Origin of the sequence: Falsigemmobacter intermedius, from assembly GCF_004054105.1 — a bacterium.
Lineage (GTDB): Bacteria > Pseudomonadota > Alphaproteobacteria > Rhodobacterales > Rhodobacteraceae > Wagnerdoeblera > Wagnerdoeblera intermedia.
The window spans coordinates 16,581-35,284 of record NZ_SBLC01000022.1; the positions used below are offsets into that span (position 1 = coordinate 16,581).

An 18,704-nucleotide genomic window follows, 5' to 3' on the forward strand; every position below is an offset into this window, starting at 1 on the left:
TATGGAGAGCCGCAAGCCTCTCATTTTCTCGGCTGCAGGTCACAGTCTCGTCATCCTGTGGATGGCGGTGGGTGGCTTTTATACGCCTCGCGAGAGCGAAGCTGAGATCACTGTCACTCAGGTCTCGCTGATGAGCTCGGAAGAGTTTGAGGCCATGGCCGCTGCTGCGCCTGCGCCCTCGGATGACCCTGCAGAAGACCCGGCCGAAGAGGCCCCGCCGGAGACTGCGGCGCCCCCGGCCTCGCGTCCGCCGCAGTCCCGGCCCGAGCCCGTGGTCACCGAGGCAGAGCCCGAGGCACCGCCGCCGGTTCCCGAAGAGGTTCCGGTCAGCCCCGAGCCGCCTGCGGTTGAAGAGACCCGTCCGCCCGTTGTGACCCCGCCGAGCAAAGCCCCGCCGGTTGAGCGTCCGCAGGAGGCCGCCCCCGTTGTGGCGCCCGAGCCGCCGATTGAGGCGGTGAAGGAAAGCCCGCGTCCGCGCCAGCGCGATGTTCAGCGCGTCGCGGCTGATGCCGCGCCGAAACCGCCGGCAGAGGCTGAGCGCGCGCCTGAGGTCCAGGCCCCGCCGCCTGAGCCCGTGGCCGAAGAAGCCCCGGTCAAACCGGAGCCGCCGAAGCCTGCCGCAGCGCCGGAGGAAGCCACGACCCGGACGGTGACGGAAGCCACTGAAATCGCAGAAGAAGACGCGGCACCAAAGACCATGGCTCCTGAGGCTTCGCGCCGCCCGCCTGGTCGCCCCGCCCGTCCTGAGCGCACCGAGACGGCAGCCGCTGAGACGCCTGCGGCAAAGCCTGCGGAGCAGCCGAAGCCCGCCCGCAATGATGCGGCCGCAGATGCCATCGCCGCCGCCGCCGCTCAGGCCGCAGCGGATGCCGTGGCAAGCGCGGCTGCAGAGGCTGCGGCGAAAGCTGCCGCTGCGGCGGCAAAGCCTGAGCGCACGGCCTCGCGCCCCTCGGGCAGTGGTAGCGGCGGGGCAGGGCGTGCCGCTTCGGGTCCGCCGCTCTCCTCGGGTGAGGTGGATGCGCTGCACCGCGAAATCTCGAAGTGCTGGGGTGTGGGTTCTGCCTCCACCGATGCCATGAGTTCGGTGATCGAACTGCGCGCCCATATGCGCCCGGATGGGGGTGTGGAGCGCGTTGAGATGCTTTCGGCCAACGGACCCTCTGAGGCGGGTAACCGCACCGCTTATGAAACCGCACGCCGGGCTGTGATGCGCTGCGCGCAAAACGGTGCGCTTCCGGCAGATAAATATGAGCAGTGGCAGCAGATCGACATGACGTTCGACTATAACGCCATGCGGCTGCGCTAGACTGTGAATGCCGTCTGGCAAAGACGTGACTGGAACCTCTGCCCCTTCCTTTGCATTCTGAAAGGGGCAGGAACTGATCAACAAGGGCCGGGTCAACCGGGGTGGGATATGAAAGTGATGCGCGTGAACGTCGCAAAGCGGCTGATGGCGGTGATGCTTGGCATCGCGCTGGCCGTGCCGTTTCTGGGGGCCGCACCGGCGGAGGCACAGCTGAATCTGCGCTTCACCGATGGGGTGATTGAGCCGCTTCCCTATGCCCTGCCACGCTTTATCGGCGAGGGCGGTGCGAATGAGATGGCGGCGAATATTTCGTCGCTGGTGGCGCAGGACCTGAACGGGACCGGACTTTTCCGTGAAATCCCGGCTTCGGCCCATATTTCGCAGGTGGTGAGCTTTGATTCGGCCGTTCAGTATCAGGACTGGCGCGCGATCAACGCGGAAGCGCTGATTACCGGGGCTGTCTCGGTGCAGGGCAGCAAACTGGTGGTGAAATTCCGCCTCTTTGACGTGGCTTCGGGCCAGCAGATGGGCGAGGGGCTGCAGTTTGCGGGCACCACGCAAAGCTGGCGGCGCATGGCGCATAAGGTGGCCGATGCCGTCTATGCCCGCATCACCGGCGAAAGCGGTTATTTTGACAGCCGCATTGTGTTCGTCTCGGAATCCGGACCCAAAAACGCCCGCGCCAAACGTCTGGCCGTGGCCGATTATGACGGCGCGAACCAGCAGTTCCTGACGGACAGCCGTTCGCTGGTTCTGGCCCCGCGCTTCTCGCCTCAGGGCGACCGGATCCTCTACACCTCCTATGCCTCGGGCTTCCCGCAGATCGTTCTGATGGATGTGGCTTCGGGTCAGCAGCGTGCGCTTGGCAATCTTCCTGGCGAGATGACCTTCGCGCCGCGTTTTGCGCCTGATGGCCGCACGGTGGTTTTCTCCTCCTCGCAGGGCGGCAATACCGACATCTACCGTATGGATCTGTCCTCCGGGTCGAGCGTGCGTCTGTCCTCGGCGCCTTCCATTGAGACCGCGCCGAGCTTCTCTCCCGATGGCAGCCAGATCGTCTTTGAGTCTGACCGCACCGGCGGCAGCCAGATCTATGTGATGTCGGCCTCGGGCGGCGAGCCGCGCCGGATTTCCGCCGGCAAGGGGCGTTATGGCACCCCGGTCTGGAGCCCGCGGGGCGATCTGATCGCCTTTACCAAGCAGCTCGATGGCCGCTTCCATATCGGCGTCATGCGCACCGACGGCTCGGAAGAGCGTCTGCTGACCGCTTCGTTCCTTGACGAGGGCCCGACCTGGGCACCGAACGGCCGGGTGATCATGTTCACCCGCGAGAATGCCGGTGAAGCGGGCGTGCCGGGGATCTTCTCGGTGGATATCACGGGCCGCAACCCGCCGCGCCAGGTGCGCGTGCAGGGCGGGGCGTCGGATCCGGCCTGGTCGCCGCTGCTGCCGTAAGGCTCTGCGAGACGAAAATTCACTCTCCTGCGCGCGGGCGTTTCCCAGAGGCGCAGGATGATGCTAAAAAGGCCCGAAGCCGCTGTGCCGGGTGGCCGTTATAAGGAACAGACCATGCGCATTCTGACGAAAGCCGCACTTCTGATGACCGTTCTTGGCCTCGCGGCCTGTAACAACCCCGACCGCTTTGGTGCGGGCGGCGCGGATGGCGCTTATGGCGCGGGTGGCTATGGGGCCGGTGGCGCAGGGCAGGGTGGCTTTGGCGCCGGTGGCATCGACAGCACCGGCCTTGGCGATCCGAATGATCCGCGCTCGCAGGCCTATTTCCAGCAGCGTGTCGGTGACCGCGTGCTCTTTGGCTATGACCAGCACACCGTCTCGCCCGAGGGCCGTTCGATCCTGACCGCTCAGGCCGGCTGGCTGAACGCTAACCCGTCTTATGCGATCATCATGGAAGGCCATGCCGACGAAAAGGGCACCCGCGAGTATAACATCGCGCTTGGGGCCCGCCGCGCCGCTTCGGCGCAGCAGTTCCTGATCTCGCAGGGCGTCGCCCCGAACCGCATTCGCACCATTTCTTATGGCAAAGAGCGTCCGGTTCAGGCCTGCTCGGATGAGGCATGCTATGCACAGAACCGTCGCGCTGTGACCGTTCTGTCGGTTGGCGCAGGCAGCTGATGATGCGGGCTCTGCGCGGCGCTGTCGCCGCTTTCAGCCTGGCGGTTCTGCTCGCTCCCCTTCCGGGGGCGGCGCAGTCGCGTCAGGAGACGCTTGCGGATATCCGCGCGCAGGTCACCCAGCTGGGCGATGAGATGGCCGCGCTGAAGGCCGAACTGATGAGCACGGGCGCGGTGTCGCGCCCGGGCGGTGCCACCATTCTCGAGCGGCTAGAGGCTATCGAGCTGGAGCTGATGCGGCTGACCGGCCGCACCGAAGATCTGGAACTGCGCGTCAACCGTGTGGTCGCCGATGGCACCAACCGTCTGGGCGATCTGGAATTCCGGATTGTCGAGCTTGAAGGCGGCGATGTCTCCGCCATCGGTTCTTCCGCTCCTCTGGGCGGTGAAAAACCCTCGGCCCCGGCTCCGGCCGTTCCGGCCCCCCAAGCGAAGCCTGCAGCAAGCGATCAGGCAACTCTCGACCGGGCCCGGGAGGTGCTCGGTCAGGGTGACTTTCGCACCGCCGAAGACCTCCTTGCGACCTTTGCCCAATCCTTTCCGGACAGCCAATTAAGCGGTGAGGCGCTGTTTCTGCGCGGCGAGGCCCTGGAGGGTCTGGGCGATCAGAAAGCAGCGGCGCACAGCTACCTTGAGGGGTTCTCCTCCTATCCGGCGGGTCCTCAGGCGGCACAATCGCTCTTCCGTCTTGGCCGTGCCCTCGGGCGTCTGGGACAGGTGAATGAAGCCTGCATCACCCTCTCAGAGGTTGGTCTGCGCTATCCTGGTGATCCGGCGGAAGATCAGGCCTATGCCGAGCGTCAGGCGCTGCAATGCCCTTAAGGGCGGCTGAGGCTGCCCTTGCGGCGGTCATGGACGACATTAGCGCCCGGGGCCTGACGGCTCTGGGCGCTGCCGTCTCCGGTGGCGGCGATTCGCTGGCCATGCTGGATCTGGCGATTCCGCTGGCCCGGACCCGGGGTCTGCGCCTTGAGGCGGCGACCGTCGATCACGGCCTGCGGCCGGAGGCGGCTGCGGAAGCGCAGATGGTTGCTGACTTTTGTGCCGCCCGCGGCGTTGCGCACGAAACGCTGCTCTGGCGGCGGGGAGAGCCTGCGGGAAATCTTTCGGCAGAGGCGCGGGCAGGGCGCTATGCGGCGCTGACGGGCTGGGGAAAAAGGCGGGGGCTTGCTGCGATCCTCATCGCGCATAACCGTGAAGATGTCGCAGAAACCTTTCTGATCCGGCTGGGCCGCGCCGCAGGGCTCGATGGTCTGGCCGCCATGGCACCCGCATTTTTCCGCAACGGCATGCAGTTTCAGCGCCCCTTTCTCGACATCCCGAGAGAGGTTTTGCGCGGACATCTGCGCAGGCAGGGCATCGCGTGGGCAGAAGATCCCTCCAACAGCGATGAGGGCTATACCCGCGTTAAGATGCGCCGCCTGCTCGACGATCTGGCCCGCGCCGGGATCAGCGCTAAGGCCATCAGCCAAAGCGCCCGCGCGCTCAGCGACACCCGCGCCTGGACCGAGCGGCAGCTGCAGGCGGATTGGGCGGCAGGTGTTCAGCTTCAGGGCGCCGATCTGCTGATCGCCCGCCTTCCCGAGGATGATGAGGCGCAGCGCCGCCTGTTGATCGCGGCTTTGCGGCTGATCGGGGCAGGGGAGTTTGCGCCCCGGCGCGAGGCGCTGGCCCGCCTGCGTCAGAGCCTGCGTGACGGGGTGCAGCGCCAGACGCTCGCGGGCTGCCTGATCACACAGAGAAACGGCGTTTTAAGGATCGCGCGGGAGGTGCAGGCGGTGCGGGGCCTCTGTGCCGGTCCGGGGGAGTGGTGGGACGGGCGCTGGCAGATCGGCGGGATCTGGCCCGAAGGCGCGGTGACTGCGCCTCTGGCCGAGGGCATCGCGCAGGTGAAGGACTGGCGTGATTTCACCGCTTTGCCGCGCGACTCGCTGATGGCGGGACCGGCGCTCTGGTGCGAAGGCCGGCTGATTGCCGCCCCGCTGGCCCGGCCTGAGCCCGATTACCCGCTTCTTCTGCGCAAAGGCTTCGGCTCTTTGCCGTTCCTGCATTGAACCTTGCGATCTAATCTCTATTTTAACTCGCAAGGGGCAGGCTTTGCCGGCCCGGCTATGGGAGATTACTTTGGGCAACGCACGCAACATCGCTTTCTGGGTCGTGCTTCTGGTACTGATCGTCACCCTGTTCTCGGTCTTCGGTGGCGGGCAGACCACGTCGTCGTCCCGGCAGCTGTCCTACTCGGAGTTTATGCAACGGGTTCAGGATGGCGCGGTGACGGCTGTCACGCTCGACGGCGAAAAGGTTGAGGTGCAGGGCAAGGATGGCGCACGCTATTCGGTGGTCCGTCCGGAAGGCGAAAACATCGCCGACAAGCTGATTGCAAGCAACGTAGAGGTCCGCGCCGTTCCGCAGGAACAGTCGGGTTTCATGTCGCTTCTGTCGCTCTGGATGCCCTTCCTGATCCTGATCGGCATCTGGATCTTCTTCATGAACCGCATGCAGGGCGGTGGTCGTGGCGGCGCCATGGGCTTTGGGAAATCCAAGGCCAAACTGCTGACCGAGAAGAACGGCCGCGTTACCTTTGACGATGTCGCGGGCATCGATGAAGCCAAGGAAGAGCTGGAAGAGATCGTGGAATTCCTGCGCAACCCGCAGAAATTCTCGCGTCTGGGCGGCAAAATCCCCAAAGGCGCGCTGCTGGTCGGCCCTCCGGGCACCGGTAAAACGCTGCTCGCCCGTGCCATTGCCGGTGAGGCGGGTGTGCCCTTCTTCACCATCTCGGGGTCGGATTTCGTTGAGATGTTTGTGGGCGTTGGCGCAAGCCGCGTGCGCGATATGTTTGAACAGGCCAAGAAAAACGCGCCCTGCATCGTCTTCATCGACGAGATCGATGCCGTAGGCCGGGCCCGTGGTGTTGGCATCGGCGGCGGCAATGATGAGCGTGAGCAGACCCTGAACCAGCTTCTGGTTGAGATGGACGGTTTTGAGGCCAATGAAGGCGTGATCATCGTTGCGGCGACCAACCGCAAAGACGTGCTGGACCCGGCTCTGCTGCGTCCGGGCCGCTTTGACCGCCAGATCCACGTGCCGAACCCCGATATCAAAGGTCGTGAGAAGATCCTCGCCGTTCACGCCCGCAAGGTTCCGCTGGGGCCGGATGTCGATCTGCGCACCATCGCACGCGGCACCCCGGGCTTCTCGGGTGCGGATCTGATGAACATCGTCAACGAAGCTGCCCTGCTGGCTGCCCGTGTCGGTCGTCGCTTCGTCACCATGGACGACTTTGAAAATGCAAAAGACAAAGTCATCATGGGCGTGGCCCGCCGCTCGATGGTTCTGACGCCCGCTCAGAAGGAAATGACCGCCTATCATGAGGCTGGTCACGCCATCGTGGGCATGAACCTGCCGAAGTGTGACCCGGTTTATAAAGCCACCATCATCCCGCGCGGCGGTGCACTTGGCATGGTCGTCTCGCTGCCTGAGATGGACCGCCTTGAGTTCCACAAGGATGAGGCAGAGCAGAAAATCGCCATGACCATGGCCGGTAAAGCGGCTGAGATCATCAAATTCGGCGAAGAGCGTGTCTCGAACGGTCCGACCGGCGATATTCAGCAGGCTTCGGCTCTGGCGCGCGCCATGGTGATGCGGTGGGGCATGTCGGATGTGGTCGGCAATATCGACTATGCCGAAGCGCACGAAGGCTATCAGGGCAATACCGGCGGCTTCTCGGTTTCAGCTGAAACCAAAAAGCTGATCGAGGCCGAGGTGAAGCGTCTGATCGACACCGGCTATGAGACGGCTTACCGGATCCTGACGGAAAAGAACGACGACTTTGAGCGTCTGGCCCAGGGCCTGCTGGAATATGAGACCCTGACCGGGGATCAGATCCGTAAGGTGATCGCAGGTGAATCGCTCGACAGCGAGGACGACAGCGATGCAGGTGGTCTCTCCAGCCTGACCGCCATTCCGCGGACCCGCCCGCGCAATGAAGGCGGCATGGAGCCTGAACCGCTGGCATAAGCGCGGATAAACGCCTGAAAATCGAGCCGCTGCGGGACTTTGACCGCGGCGGCTTTTTATATTGCGGAACCTGATGAGGGTTCCGCTGCTTGACGCAGGCATCTCCGGTCGCTTCTCTGGGCGGGGGTGAGGACCGCAGGGAGACAGGAATGGCAGTATTTGTGGAATCGGCCTGGAAGGGTCGTGTTGTCTGGACGGGCGTGGTGCCGGATCGCGGGGCAGGGCTTGAATCGCAGGTCCGGCCGGGGTTGACCCTGAGTCTTGCAGGCCCCGAGGGTGAGGCACATGGCGGGCTGACGCGGCCCTCCTGCTCACGGGTCAAGATGATCCATCCGAAAGACACCGAGATTGCCAATACCCGTCAGCTCTCCGTTCTCAGTGCGGAAGAACTGGCGCAGATTGCCGTCAATATGGGCATTGAGCGGCTGGACCCGGCATTGGTCGGCGCCTCTCTCGTGATCGAAGGGATCCCGGATCTCAGCCATCTGCCGCCCTCCTCGCGGCTCCTGGGGCCGGATGGCACAACCCTTGTGGTCGATGTGGAAAATCTGCCCTGCATGCTGCCCGCCAAACCGATCGAGAAGGCCCATCCCGGTTTCGGAGCCGCCTTCAAACGCGCCGCCGTGGGGCTGCGCGGCTTTGTCGGCTGGGTCGAGCGGGGCGGCACCCTGCGCGAAGGTGATGAAATCCGTCTCTTTGTGCCCGGCCAGCGCGGCTGGTCGCCGCGCTGAGCGCGAAGACGGCTTGCTTCGCTGGACTTTCGCGCCCTGCCGTGACATGGGCAGGGCCAAAGCCAGACCCCAGTTGAGGTGCCGCGATGAGTTTTCGCTCGGATATCGAAATCGCCCGTGCAGCCGTAAAGCGCCCGATCCGCGAGATCGGTGAAAAGCTGGGGATCAGCGAGCAGGATCTGCTGCCCTATGGTCACGACAAGGCCAAGATCAGCGAAGGTTTCATCCGCGGTCTTGCAGATCGACCTGACGGCAAACTGATCCTGGTGACTGCGATCAATCCGACCCCGGCGGGGGAGGGCAAGACCACCACCACCGTCGGTCTGGGCGATGCGCTGAACCGCATCGGCAAAAAAGCCGTGGTCTGCATCCGTGAAGCGAGCCTCGGGCCGAATTTCGGCATGAAGGGGGGCGCTGCGGGTGGCGGCATGGCGCAGGTCGTGCCGATGGAGGAGATGAACCTCCATTTCACCGGCGATTTCCACGCCATCACCTCGGCGCATAACCTGCTGGCGGCGATGATCGACAACCACATCTATTGGGGCAACAGCCTTGATATTGATGAGCGTCGCATCACCTGGCGGCGCGTGATGGATATGAACGACCGGGCTTTGCGCGACACGGTGGTCAGCCTGGGCGGTGTGTCAAACGGCTTCCCGCGTCAGACCGGCTTTGACATCACCGTGGCCTCTGAGGTGATGGCGATCCTTTGCCTTGCGACGGACCTGCAGGATCTGGAGCGCCGTCTGGGCGATATCATCGTGGGCTATACCCGGGCGAAAGCGCCTGTCACCGCCCGCGATCTGAAAGCCGATGGCGCGATGACGGTGCTGCTGAAAGACGCGATGCAGCCCAACCTGGTGCAGACGCTGGAGAACAATCCCGCCTTCGTGCATGGCGGGCCTTTTGCCAATATCGCCCATGGCTGCAACTCGGTCATTGCCACCCGCACCGCGCTGAAGCTTGGTGACTACGTGGTGACAGAAGCGGGCTTTGGCGCGGACCTTGGCGCGGAGAAGTTCTTCAATATCAAATGCCGCAAGGCCGGGCTTTCGCCTGCGGCGGTGGTGCTGGTCGCCACGGTGCGGGCGCTGAAGATGAACGGCGGTGTGGCGCGGGCCGATCTCGGCCTTGAGAATGTCGCTGCCGTCCAGGCAGGCGCTGCCAACCTTGGCCGCCATATCGAAAACCTGCGCAGCTTCGGCGTGCCGGTGGTGGTGGCGATCAACCATTTCCATTCCGACACCGAGGCCGAAATCGCCGCCGTTCAGGCCTATGCATCCGCGATGGGTGTTGAAGCGATCCTCTGCCGTCACTGGGCCGAAGGCGGTGCCGGGGCAGAGGCGCTGGCCCGCCGTGTCGCAGAGCTTGCCGACAGCGGCGCCGCGCAATTCGCGCCGCTTTACGGCGATGATCTGAGCCTTTGGGACAAGATCAACACGGTCGCCAAAAAGATCTACCGCGCGGGCGAGGTGACGGCGGATAAGGCCGTGCACGCCCAGCTGAAAGCCTGGGAAGAGGCGGGCTACGGCCATCTGCCGGTCTGCATGGCCAAGACGCAGTACAGCTTCTCGACTGATCCCGACCTGCGCGGCGCGCCTGAAGGCCATACCGTTCCGGTGCGCGAAGTGCGGCTCTCGGCGGGGGCGGGTTTCATCGTGGCGATCTGCGGTGAGATTATGACCATGCCGGGTCTGCCCCGCGTCCCTGCTGCGGAGAGCATCCGGCTGAATACAGAGGGCCAGGTCGAAGGCCTGTTCTGAGCGACGCGAAGGGGGGAACATGCGCAGCGCAAAAGACTGTCAGGATATGACCGAGCTTCGGGCTGAGATTGACCGGCTCGACACCGCGCTGGTGAGCCTTTTTGCCGAGCGCGCGACCTATATCACCCGCGCCGCAGAGCTGAAGTCTGAGAACGGCTGGCCTGCACGGATTGAGAGCCGTGTTGAAGAGGTGGTGCGCAATGTGCGCGCCAAATCTGAGGCGACCGGCATGGATGCCGATCTGGCCGAGCGGCTGTGGCGCGAGCTGATGGAATGGGCCATTGCTCACGAGGAAGACCTCCTCGGGGCAGGGCAGAAGACGAAGGATTGAACCATGACGGCAGCGGTCATTGACGGAAAGGCCTTCGCGGCCGAGGTGCGCAGCAGGGTTGCTGCGGGCGTGGCGGGGCTGGTGGCCAAAGGCATCACCCCAGGGCTGGCCGTGGTGCTGGTGGGCGAAGACCCGGCAAGCCAGGTCTATGTCCGCTCCAAGGGCAAGATGACCGTCGAAGTCGGCATGAACAGCTTTGAGCATAAACTCGATGCCTCGGTCTCTCAGGACGAACTTCTGGCGCTGATCGCACAGCTGAATGCTGACCCGGCGGTGCACGGCATTCTGGTGCAACTGCCGCTGCCGGGCCATCTGGAAGAGGCCGCGGTGATCAATGCGATCGATCCGGCCAAGGATGTCGACGGGTTCCACATCTCCAACGTCGGTCTGCTGGCGACGGGGCAGAAGTCCATGGTGCCCTGCACGCCGCTCGGCTGCCTGATGCTGCTGCGCGACCGTCTGGGCGATCTCTCGGGGCTGAACGCCGTTGTGGTGGGCCGCTCGAATATCGTCGGCAAGCCCATGGCGCAGCTTCTCCTGGGGGACAGCTGCACGGTGACCATTGCGCATTCGCGGACGAAAGACCTGAAAGAGGTCTGTAAGCGCGCCGATATTCTGGTCGCCGCCGTGGGTCGCCCCGAAATGATTACCGGTGATTACGTGAAACCCGGTGCCACCGTGATCGACGTCGGCATCAACCGCATTGAGCGCGACGGCAAGCAAAAGCTGGTCGGTGACGTGGATTATGCCTCGGCCGCTGAAGTCGCAGGCGCGATTACCCCGGTGCCGGGGGGCGTGGGGCCGATGACCATCGCCTGCCTGCTGGCCAATACGCTGACGGCCTGCTGCCGCGCCAATGGCCTGCCGGAGCCGGAAGGCCTGACCGCCTGATCCCCCTTCAAAGCGGCCCTTCGGGGCCGTTTTTCATGAAAGCTCGGGGGCGACCGGCACCATGGTGCCGAGCAGCGTGGCGATCAGCACCTCATCCGGGCCGCGGCGCGCGAAGACATCCGCGCGGGTGACGATCAGCCGCCGCCCCGCTTTGAGGACGAAGCCCTTTGCCACCAGTTCCTCCCCCACTGCCGGGCGCAGAAGGTGGATCTTCATCTCAGAGGTCATCACCTCAACCCCCGGCTCCATCAGGGTCAGCGCCGCATAGCCTGCGGCCACATCGCCCAGGGTGAAACTGATCCCCGCATGGCCCGCGCCATGCTGCTGGCTGAACTCAGGCCGCAGGGTAACGGCGAGGCTCACCTCTCCGGGGGCCACGCTGAGAAGCCGGGCGCCGAGCAGGGTCAGGAACCCCTGGCGTGAAAAGCTGCTTTCGATCCGGTGTCGCATGAAATTCCGTGTCTGCTGCATTCTGTCTCACCCCGCAGTAAGGACAGTTCTGCGGTGATCTGTCCTGAAACTGTTGCGCAGGCAGCGTTGTAACGTTACGGCAAAGCTGACCTGGCTGCTTTGCTTTCAGGGCGTGGCTGCGGCCGCCTGCGCAGGCAGGCGGGTTTCAGCTTACCGGGCCCGGGGGGGATGTGAGACATCATTCCGGGGGTGTTGCAAATGACACGGGAGGTGCTGCTTTGCAGCATCCTCTTGTGAAACTTTGTTGCGCGATGGTAAGTGGTCACGTGCAGAATCTGTCGGACTCTTGCAGGGCCGGCTGTGCAGAAACAATCCCTTCGGGGATGTGAAGGGGATAGGGGGACGGATCAGGTGAAGATCGGCGCTCTTAAAGAGATATTCGAGGGTGAGAACCGGGTCGCAATGACTCCGGATTCGGCTCTGCAGCTGGTGAAACTCGGCCACACCTGTGTGATCGAATCCGGTGCAGGGGCGAAGGCCGGTTTCTCGGATGCGGCCTATGAGAAGGCGGGTGTCACCGTTCTTCCGACCGCCCAGGCGGTCTCGGAAGCAGCGGATGTGCTGGTGAAGGTACGCGGACCGGAGGCCTCTGAGGTCGCCCTTCTGCGTCAGGGCCAGACCCTGATCTCGTTCTTCTGGCCGGCACAGAACGCAGAGCTGCTGGAGGCGATCAGCGCCCGCGGCGCAACCGTTGTTGCCATGGACATGGTGCCGCGGATTTCGCGCGCGCAGAAGATGGACGCGCTGTCGTCGATGGCCAATATCGCGGGCTACCGCGCGGTCATTGAGGCGGGCAACAACTTCGGCCGCTTCTTCACCGGTCAGGTCACCGCTGCAGGCAAAGTGCCGCCGGCGAAAGTCCTGGTGGTGGGTGCGGGCGTGGCAGGTCTGGCCGCCATCGGCACCTCGACCTCGCTGGGCGCAATCACCTATGCCTTCGACGTGCGCCCGGAAGTGGCGGAACAGATCGAGTCGATGGGCGCCGAGTTCGTCTACCTCGATTTCGCAGATCAGGTGCAGGACGGCGCGGCAACCGGCGGCTATGCAGCCCCCTCGAGCCCCGAGTTCCGTGAAGCTCAGCTGAAGAAATTCCGCGAGCTGGCACCGGATATGGACATCGTCATCACCACGGCGCTGATCCCGGGCCGTCCGGCTCCGAAACTCTGGACCGAAGATATGGTTCAGATGATGAAGCCCGGCTCGGTCATCGTTGACCTTGCGGCCGAGCGCGGCGGCAACTGCGATCTGACCATTCCGGACGAGAGAATCGTCACCGAGAACGGCGTGACCATCGTTGGCTACACCGATTTCCCGAGCCGTATGGCGGCTCAGGCCTCGACGCTTTACTCGACCAACATCCGCCACATGCTGACGGATCTGACGCCGAAAAAAGACGGTGTGATCTTCCACAACATGGAAGATGACGTCATCCGCGGCGCGACCGTGACCCATGAGGGCGCGATCACCTATCCGCCGCCGCCGCCGAAGATCCAGGCGATTGCTGCTCAGAAGCCGAAAGAAAAGGTGAAAGAGCTGACGCCGGAAGAGAAACGCGCGAAGGAAGCCGCTGAGTTTAAGGCGCAGACCCGCAACCAGTTCACTCTGCTGGGTGTCTCGGGGGCTCTGCTGCTGCTGGTGGGCCTGGTGGCTCCGGCAGAATTCATGCAGCACTTCATCGTCTTCGTTCTGGCCTGCTTTGTGGGCTTCCAGATCATCTGGAACGTTGCGCATTCGCTGCACACGCCCCTGATGGCGATCACCAATGCGATTTCGTCGATCATCATCCTCGGCGCGCTGATGCAGATCGGCTCGGGCTCCTGGCTCGTGATCGTGCTGGCAGGGCTGTCGGTCTTTATGGCCGGTATCAACATCTTCGGTGGCTTTGCGGTCACCCGGCGCATGCTCGCCATGTTCCAGAAGTCGTAAGGAGAGGGCCGAATGGATTACGGATTTACCACGGCCGCATATGTGGTCTCGGCCGTTCTCATGATCCTCAGCCTGGGCGGTCTGTCCGGGCAGGAGAGTGCAAAGCGCGCCGTCTGGTACGGCATCGTCGGCATGGCGCTGGCGGTGGCGGCAACCCTGATCGGACCGGGCATTTCGACCGGTTTTGCTGCGGCAGCGCTGGTTCTGGTGCTGATCGGCGGCGCCATCGGCGTTGTGCTGGCCAAAAAAGTTCAGATGACCGAGATGCCGCAGCTGGTCGCTGCGATGCACTCGCTGGTCGGTCTGGCGGCGGTCTTCATCGGCTTCAACTCGGAAGCTGAGATGGCCCGTATTGCTGCGGCTCTGGCAGCCGGTGATGCGGATACGCTGAACGCCATTCAGGGCGCGGGCGGTTTTGCCGCGAAAGTTCTGGCGAAGTTTGACCCGGCACGTTCGGCTGAGCTGTCGATCCTGCGTGTTGAGACCTTCCTCGGCGTCTTCATCGGTGCCGTGACTTTCACCGGTTCGGTGATTGCTTACGGCAAACTGGCGGGCAAAGTGGACGGCAAGGCGAAGAAACTGCCCGGCGGCCATATGCTGAACGCGGGCGCTGCGCTGCTGTCGCTGGTGCTGCTGATTGCCTATCTGAACGGTGCCGGTTCCTGGACGCTGATCCTGATGACCGTGGCTGCGCTCTTCATCGGTTATCACCTGATCATGGGTATCGGCGGCGCCGATATGCCGGTCGTGGTGTCGATGCTGAACAGCTACTCGGGCTGGGCGGCTGCAGCGATCGGCTTCTCGCTTGGCAACGATCTGCTGATCGTTGTGGGTGCGCTGGTGGGTTCGTCGGGTGCGATTCTCTCCTACATCATGTGTAAGGCGATGAACCGCTCGTTCATCTCGGTGATCCTGGGCGGCTTTGGCGGCACCACCGGTCCGGCCATGGAAGTGACCGGCGAGCAGGTTGCGATCGACGCCGAAGGCGTGGCTGCGGCGCTGAACGATGCCGACAGCATCATCATTGTGCCGGGCTATGGCATGGCGGTGGCTCAGGCGCAGCAGTCGGTGTCGGAACTGACCCGCAAGCTGCGTGGCCGTGGCAAGAACGTGCGCTTTGCGATCCACCCGGTTGCGGGTCGTCTGCCGGGCCATATGAACGTGCTGCTGGCGGAAGCCAAAGTGCCTTACGACATCGTGCTGGAGATGGATGAGATCAACGACGACTTCCCGGAAACGGATGTCGTGATCATCATCGGCTCGAACGACATCGTGAACCCGGCCGCTCAGGAAGATCCGAACTCGCCGATCGCAGGCATGCCGGTTCTGGAAGTCTGGAAAGCGAAACAGGTCTTCGTGTCGAAACGCGGTCAGGGCACCGGCTACTCGGGCATCGAGAACCCGCTGTTCTATAAAGACAACACCCGCATGTTCTACGGTGATGCGAAGAAGTCGATCGACCAGCTGCTGCCGATGATCGACGGCTGATCTTTCAGCTTATGGAATGAAGAAGGCCCGGGGGTGTGAACTCCCGGGCCTTTGCTTTTGTGGTGAGCGCCGGGGGCTGCCGGCCCCCGGACCCCCCGGGAGTATTTTGAAAAAACCAAAGTCAGGGAGTGGGGGTGAGGCCGCCGTGGCGCAGGAGCCATGAGATGATCTGATCTAGGCCTTTGCCGTTGCGTACTTCGGCGAGAACGAAGGGTTTTGTACCGCGGGCTTTGCTGGTGTCGGCTTCGAGCTCTGTGAGATCGACGCCGACATGGGGGGCGAGGTCGGTTTTATTGACCACCAGGAGATCTGATTTTGTGAGCCCCGGCCCCTTCTTGCGCGGGATGTCCTGGCCTGCGGCGGTGTCGATCACATAGATCGAGAGATCTGCGAGTTCGGGCGAGAAGGTGGCGGCGAGATTGTCGCCGCCGGATTCGATGAGGATCAGATCGAGGTCGGGGATCCTGGCGGTCAGATCGGAGATGGCGGCGAGATTGATCGAGGCATCTTCCCGGATTGCCGTATGCGGGCATCCGCCGGTTTCGACGCCGCGGATCCGGGCCGCGGGCAGGACCTGGGCGCGGGTGAGGTAATCGGCATCTTCGCGGGTGTAGATGTCATTGGTGATGACGGCCATGGAGAGGCGGGGGGCAAGGGCGCGGGCGAGGGCCTCAGTGAGCGAGGTTTTGCCGGCGCCGACGGGGCCGCCGATGCCGACGCGGAGGGGGCCGGTGCTCATGTGCGGTAAAGCCTTGGTTGCAGGGTTTCGTGTGAAAGAGACGCGAGATCCGCCGCAAAAGCGGCTGTGCCGAGGTCAGAGAGATCGGAGGCCGCGGCGCGGCGGGCGGTCCGGAGGATCAGGGGGTGGAGGGCTGCGAGGATGCGCTGGCCCTCGGTCTGGCCGAGCGGGACCGCGCGGGTGGCGATGGTGACGAGATTGCTGAGGGCGGCGTGAAGGCTGTGGGCCAGCACGGTCTCGACCGGCAGCCTGAGGGGGGCTGCGGCTTCGGCGATGGCGATGGGCAGGGCGCGCGGCGGCAGGCTGCGGCCGGTGGCGGCCGAGACTGTTCGGGCAAAGGCCGTGCCGAGGCTGAGGGTTTCTTCGAGCCTCTCGGCAGAGAGACAGAGCGCGCGGGCGAGGCCATCGAGGGCCTCGGGATCGGCCCCGGGTTTCAGGCCTTCGGCGAGCAGCACCGCGTCGGACCAGAGGGGGCCCTGGCAGAGCAGATGGCTGAGCCAGGCCTGCAGGTCGTGGCCCGTGCTAATGCGCCCATCTGCGATGGCGGTCTCGAGCCCGCCCGAGCAGGCGAAGGCGCCGGTCGGGAAGGCGGGGGAGAGCCATTGCAGCAGCGAGAGGGCATTGAGGCTGAGCATCTCAGTGGTCGTGGCTGCAGCCGGGTCCGTGCACATGGGGCTGGCCGCCGCCGTGGGAATGGCTGTGGCTGTGGTCGTGACCATGATTCTGGGCGGGGCCGTGATCATGGCCCATGGTGCGGCCCTGCCCATAAGCGCCGCCTTCCGGCGTGAAGGGCGCTGCGATGTAGCGTATGTCAGCCTCAAGGAAGCGCAGCATCTTTTCGAGCACATGATCGCGCCGGATTAGCAGGCGGTCGGCCTCAATGGCGCAGGGGGTGTGGCGGTTGCCGATATGCCAGGCCAGACGCGGGAGGTTGCCGCGGATTTCCACGAGCTCTTCGACGGCGGGAAGGATCTCGACGATGGTGCCGTCAGAGAGTTCCATCCCCTGGTAGTCATCCAGGTTCACCAGCGCGGGCTGGTCGAACATGAACTCGACCCCGTGATCGGTGGTCAGCAGTTTGCGGCGCAGCAGGCGGCCGTCATAATCGAGGGTGATGTGGTCGTAGTGACCCTCAGGGGTGACGGGCATCAGGCGGGTGACGGTCAGCATGGTAACCTCAATACAGGAAATAGCGCTGCGCGAGCGGCAGCTCACCCGCGGGCTCACAGGTCAGCAGCACGCCATCGGCGCGGACCTCATAGGTCTCGGGGTCCACCTCAATCTGCGGGGTGGCCGAGTTGAGGCGCATATCGGATTTTTGGATGCCGCGGCAGTTCTCAACCGCGATCAGGTCTTTGCGCAGGTCGTAGCGGTGTTTGATGTCATCCTCGAGCGCAGCCTTGGAGGTGAAGATCGCCGCTGCGCGGGTGACCGCGCCGCCGTAAGCGCCAAACATCGGGCGGGTGTGGACCGGCTGCGGCGTCGGGATCGAGGCATTGGGATCACCCATCTGCGCTACGACGATCTGCCCGCCGAGGAGCACCATCTCGGGCTTGGCGCCGAAGAAGGCGGGCGACCAGAGCACGAGATCGGCGCGTTTGCCGACCTCGATTGAGCCGATATGCGCGGAGATGCCATGCACCAGCGCGGGGTTGATGGTATATTTGGCGATATAGCGTTTGACGCGGGCGTTGTCGTTGTTGCCGGTTTCCTCCGGCAGGGCACCGCGCTGGCGCTTCATCTTATGGGCGCTCTGCCAGGTGCGGGTGATGACTTCACCGACGCGGCCCATGGCCTGGCTGTCAGAGGAGATCACCGAAAACGCCCCCATGTCGTGGAGGATGTCTTCTGCGGCGATCGTCTCGCGCCGGATGCGGCTTTCGGCGAAGGCCACGTCTTCGGGCACTTTGCGGTCGAGATGGTGGCAGACCATCAGCATATCGAGGTGCTCCTCGATGGTGTTGACGGTATAGGGCATGGTCGGATTGGTCGAAGAGGGCAGGATGTTCTGCGAGGCCACGACCTTAATGATATCAGGCGCATGGCCGCCGCCTGCGCCTTCCGTGTGGAAGGCGTGGAGGGTGCGGCCTTTGATGGCGGCGAGGGTGTTTTCCACAAAGCCCGATTCATTCAGCGTATCGGTGTGGATCATCACCTGAATATCCATCGCTTCGGCCACGCTCAGGCAGCAGTCGATGGCGGCGGGAGTGGTGCCCCAGTCCTCATGCAGCTTCAGGCAGGAGGCACCGGCGCGGATCTGCTCTTCCAGCCCGGCAGGCAGCGAGGCATTGCCCTTGCCTGAGAAGGCGAGGTTCATCGGAAAGGCCTCAGCCGCCTGCATCATCCGCTCAATATGCCACGGCCCGGGGGTGCAGGTGGTGGCAAGCGTGCCATGGGCCGGACCGGTGCCGCCGCCGAGCATGGTGGTGATGCCGGAGTGCAGGGCGTCATCAATCTGCTGCGGCGCGATGAAGTGGATATGGGCGTCCATGCCACCGGCGGTCAGGATGCGGCCTTCGCCGGCGATCACTTCGGTGCCGGGGCCGACGATCACATCGACGCCTTTTTGGGTGTCGGGGTTGCCCGCCTTGCCGATTTTGGCGATGCGCCCGCCGCGCAGGCCAACGTCGGCTTTATAAATCCCGGTGTAATCCAGGATCAGCGCATTGGTGATCACGGTGTCCATCGCGCCCTCAGCGCGGGTGATCTGGCTCTGGCCCATGCCGTCGCGGATCACCTTGCCGCCGCCGAATTTCACCTCATCGCCATAGCCGCCGCGTTCTGCGATCAGGTCACGCTCGACCTCAATGATAAGGTCGGTATCGCCAAGCCGCAGGCGGTCGCCTTTGGTGGGGCCATACATATCAGCATAGGCGGCGCGGGAAATGGCGTAGGGCATCGGGCAC

Annotated in this window: 17 protein-coding genes; 12 read left to right on the forward strand and 5 right to left on the reverse strand. The window is 64.0% G+C overall.

Annotation, left to right across the window (positions count from 1 at the left end):
• Position 1 precedes the first annotated feature (1 nt).
• The 10 genes from EP867_RS19855 to folD all read left to right on the forward strand — a co-directional run bounded on the left by EP867_RS19855 (position 2) and on the right by folD (position 11,174).
• A complete protein-coding gene (locus tag EP867_RS19855; protein ID WP_164888875.1) occupies positions 2-1,306 on the forward strand; it encodes a hypothetical protein in 1,305 nt (434 codons plus the stop codon).
• A gap of 117 nt (positions 1,307-1,423) precedes the next feature.
• Positions 1,424-2,761 (forward strand): Tol-Pal system beta propeller repeat protein TolB, encoded by a 1,338-nt coding sequence (gene tolB / locus EP867_RS13915; protein ID WP_128490116.1) that lies wholly within the window; start codon positions 1,424-1,426, stop codon positions 2,759-2,761.
• A gap of 114 nt (positions 2,762-2,875) precedes the next feature.
• Positions 2,876-3,439 (forward strand): peptidoglycan-associated lipoprotein Pal, encoded by a 564-nt coding sequence (gene pal / locus EP867_RS13920; RefSeq protein ID WP_128490117.1) that lies wholly within the window; start codon positions 2,876-2,878, stop codon positions 3,437-3,439.
• Positions 3,439-4,260 (forward strand): tol-pal system protein YbgF, encoded by an 822-nt coding sequence (gene ybgF / locus EP867_RS13925; RefSeq protein ID WP_322099027.1) that lies wholly within the window; start codon positions 3,439-3,441, stop codon positions 4,258-4,260. The genes pal and ybgF overlap by 1 nt, the downstream gene beginning before the upstream one ends.
• A gap of 29 nt (positions 4,261-4,289) precedes the next feature.
• Positions 4,290-5,492, forward strand: coding sequence for a tRNA lysidine(34) synthetase TilS (tilS, locus tag EP867_RS13930; protein WP_164888876.1), 1,203 nt, complete (start codon positions 4,290-4,292; stop codon positions 5,490-5,492).
• 70 nt (positions 5,493-5,562) lie between these two features.
• A complete protein-coding gene (gene ftsH / locus EP867_RS13935) occupies positions 5,563-7,458 on the forward strand; it encodes an ATP-dependent zinc metalloprotease FtsH (protein WP_128490096.1) in 1,896 nt (631 codons plus the stop codon).
• A 149-nt stretch (positions 7,459-7,607) separates the two neighbouring features.
• The gene (locus EP867_RS13940) at positions 7,608-8,189 is read left to right on the forward strand and encodes an MOSC domain-containing protein (RefSeq protein WP_128490097.1); all 582 of its coding nucleotides are present in this window, start codon (positions 7,608-7,610) and stop codon (positions 8,187-8,189) included.
• A gap of 86 nt (positions 8,190-8,275) precedes the next feature.
• Positions 8,276-9,952, forward strand: a complete 1,677-nt coding sequence (locus EP867_RS13945; protein ID WP_128490098.1) for a formate--tetrahydrofolate ligase — start codon at positions 8,276-8,278, stop codon at positions 9,950-9,952.
• Positions 9,953-9,971: 19 nt separating this feature from the next.
• Positions 9,972-10,283: a chorismate mutase gene (locus EP867_RS13950; protein WP_128490099.1), complete on the forward strand. Its 312-nt coding sequence runs from the start codon at positions 9,972-9,974 to the stop codon at positions 10,281-10,283.
• A gap of 3 nt (positions 10,284-10,286) precedes the next feature.
• On the forward strand, positions 10,287-11,174 hold the full coding sequence (folD, locus tag EP867_RS13955; RefSeq protein ID WP_128490100.1) for a bifunctional methylenetetrahydrofolate dehydrogenase/methenyltetrahydrofolate cyclohydrolase FolD: 888 nt from the start codon (positions 10,287-10,289) through the stop codon (positions 11,172-11,174).
• Positions 11,175-11,207: 33 nt separating this feature from the next.
• On the opposite strand, the gene EP867_RS13960 is transcribed toward folD, so the two are convergent.
• The gene (locus EP867_RS13960; protein WP_241656916.1) at positions 11,208-11,645 is read right to left on the reverse strand and encodes a PaaI family thioesterase; all 438 of its coding nucleotides are present in this window, start codon (positions 11,643-11,645) and stop codon (positions 11,208-11,210) included.
• 351 nt (positions 11,646-11,996) lie between these two features.
• Between EP867_RS13960 and EP867_RS13965 the strand changes: the two genes are divergently transcribed.
• The gene (locus EP867_RS13965; protein ID WP_128490101.1) at positions 11,997-13,571 is read left to right on the forward strand and encodes a Re/Si-specific NAD(P)(+) transhydrogenase subunit alpha; all 1,575 of its coding nucleotides are present in this window, start codon (positions 11,997-11,999) and stop codon (positions 13,569-13,571) included.
• Between the two features lie 12 nt (positions 13,572-13,583).
• Complete coding sequence (locus tag EP867_RS13970; RefSeq protein WP_128490102.1) at positions 13,584-15,059, forward strand: NAD(P)(+) transhydrogenase (Re/Si-specific) subunit beta; 1,476 nt, start codon at positions 13,584-13,586, stop codon at positions 15,057-15,059.
• Positions 15,060-15,180: 121 nt separating this feature from the next.
• Here the strand turns inward: EP867_RS13970 and ureG are convergent, their stop codons facing one another.
• From ureG to ureC, 4 genes are read right to left on the reverse strand one after another with little or no spacing between them, the layout of a single operon-like run.
• Complete coding sequence (gene ureG / locus EP867_RS13975; RefSeq protein WP_128490103.1) at positions 15,181-15,798, reverse strand: urease accessory protein UreG; 618 nt, start codon at positions 15,796-15,798, stop codon at positions 15,181-15,183.
• Positions 15,795-16,469 (reverse strand): urease accessory protein UreF, encoded by a 675-nt coding sequence (locus tag EP867_RS13980; protein ID WP_241656917.1) that lies wholly within the window; start codon positions 16,467-16,469, stop codon positions 15,795-15,797. Before EP867_RS13980 ends, ureG begins: the two co-directional genes overlap by 4 nt.
• Positions 16,435-16,968, reverse strand: a complete 534-nt coding sequence (locus tag EP867_RS13985; RefSeq protein WP_128490104.1) for an urease accessory protein UreE — start codon at positions 16,966-16,968, stop codon at positions 16,435-16,437. The genes EP867_RS13980 and EP867_RS13985 overlap by 35 nt, the downstream gene beginning before the upstream one ends.
• Before the next feature lie 7 nt (positions 16,969-16,975).
• Positions 16,976-18,697: an urease subunit alpha gene (gene ureC / locus EP867_RS13990; protein ID WP_128490105.1), complete on the reverse strand. Its 1,722-nt coding sequence runs from the start codon at positions 18,695-18,697 to the stop codon at positions 16,976-16,978.
• Between the last annotated feature and the right edge of the window lie 7 nt (positions 18,698-18,704).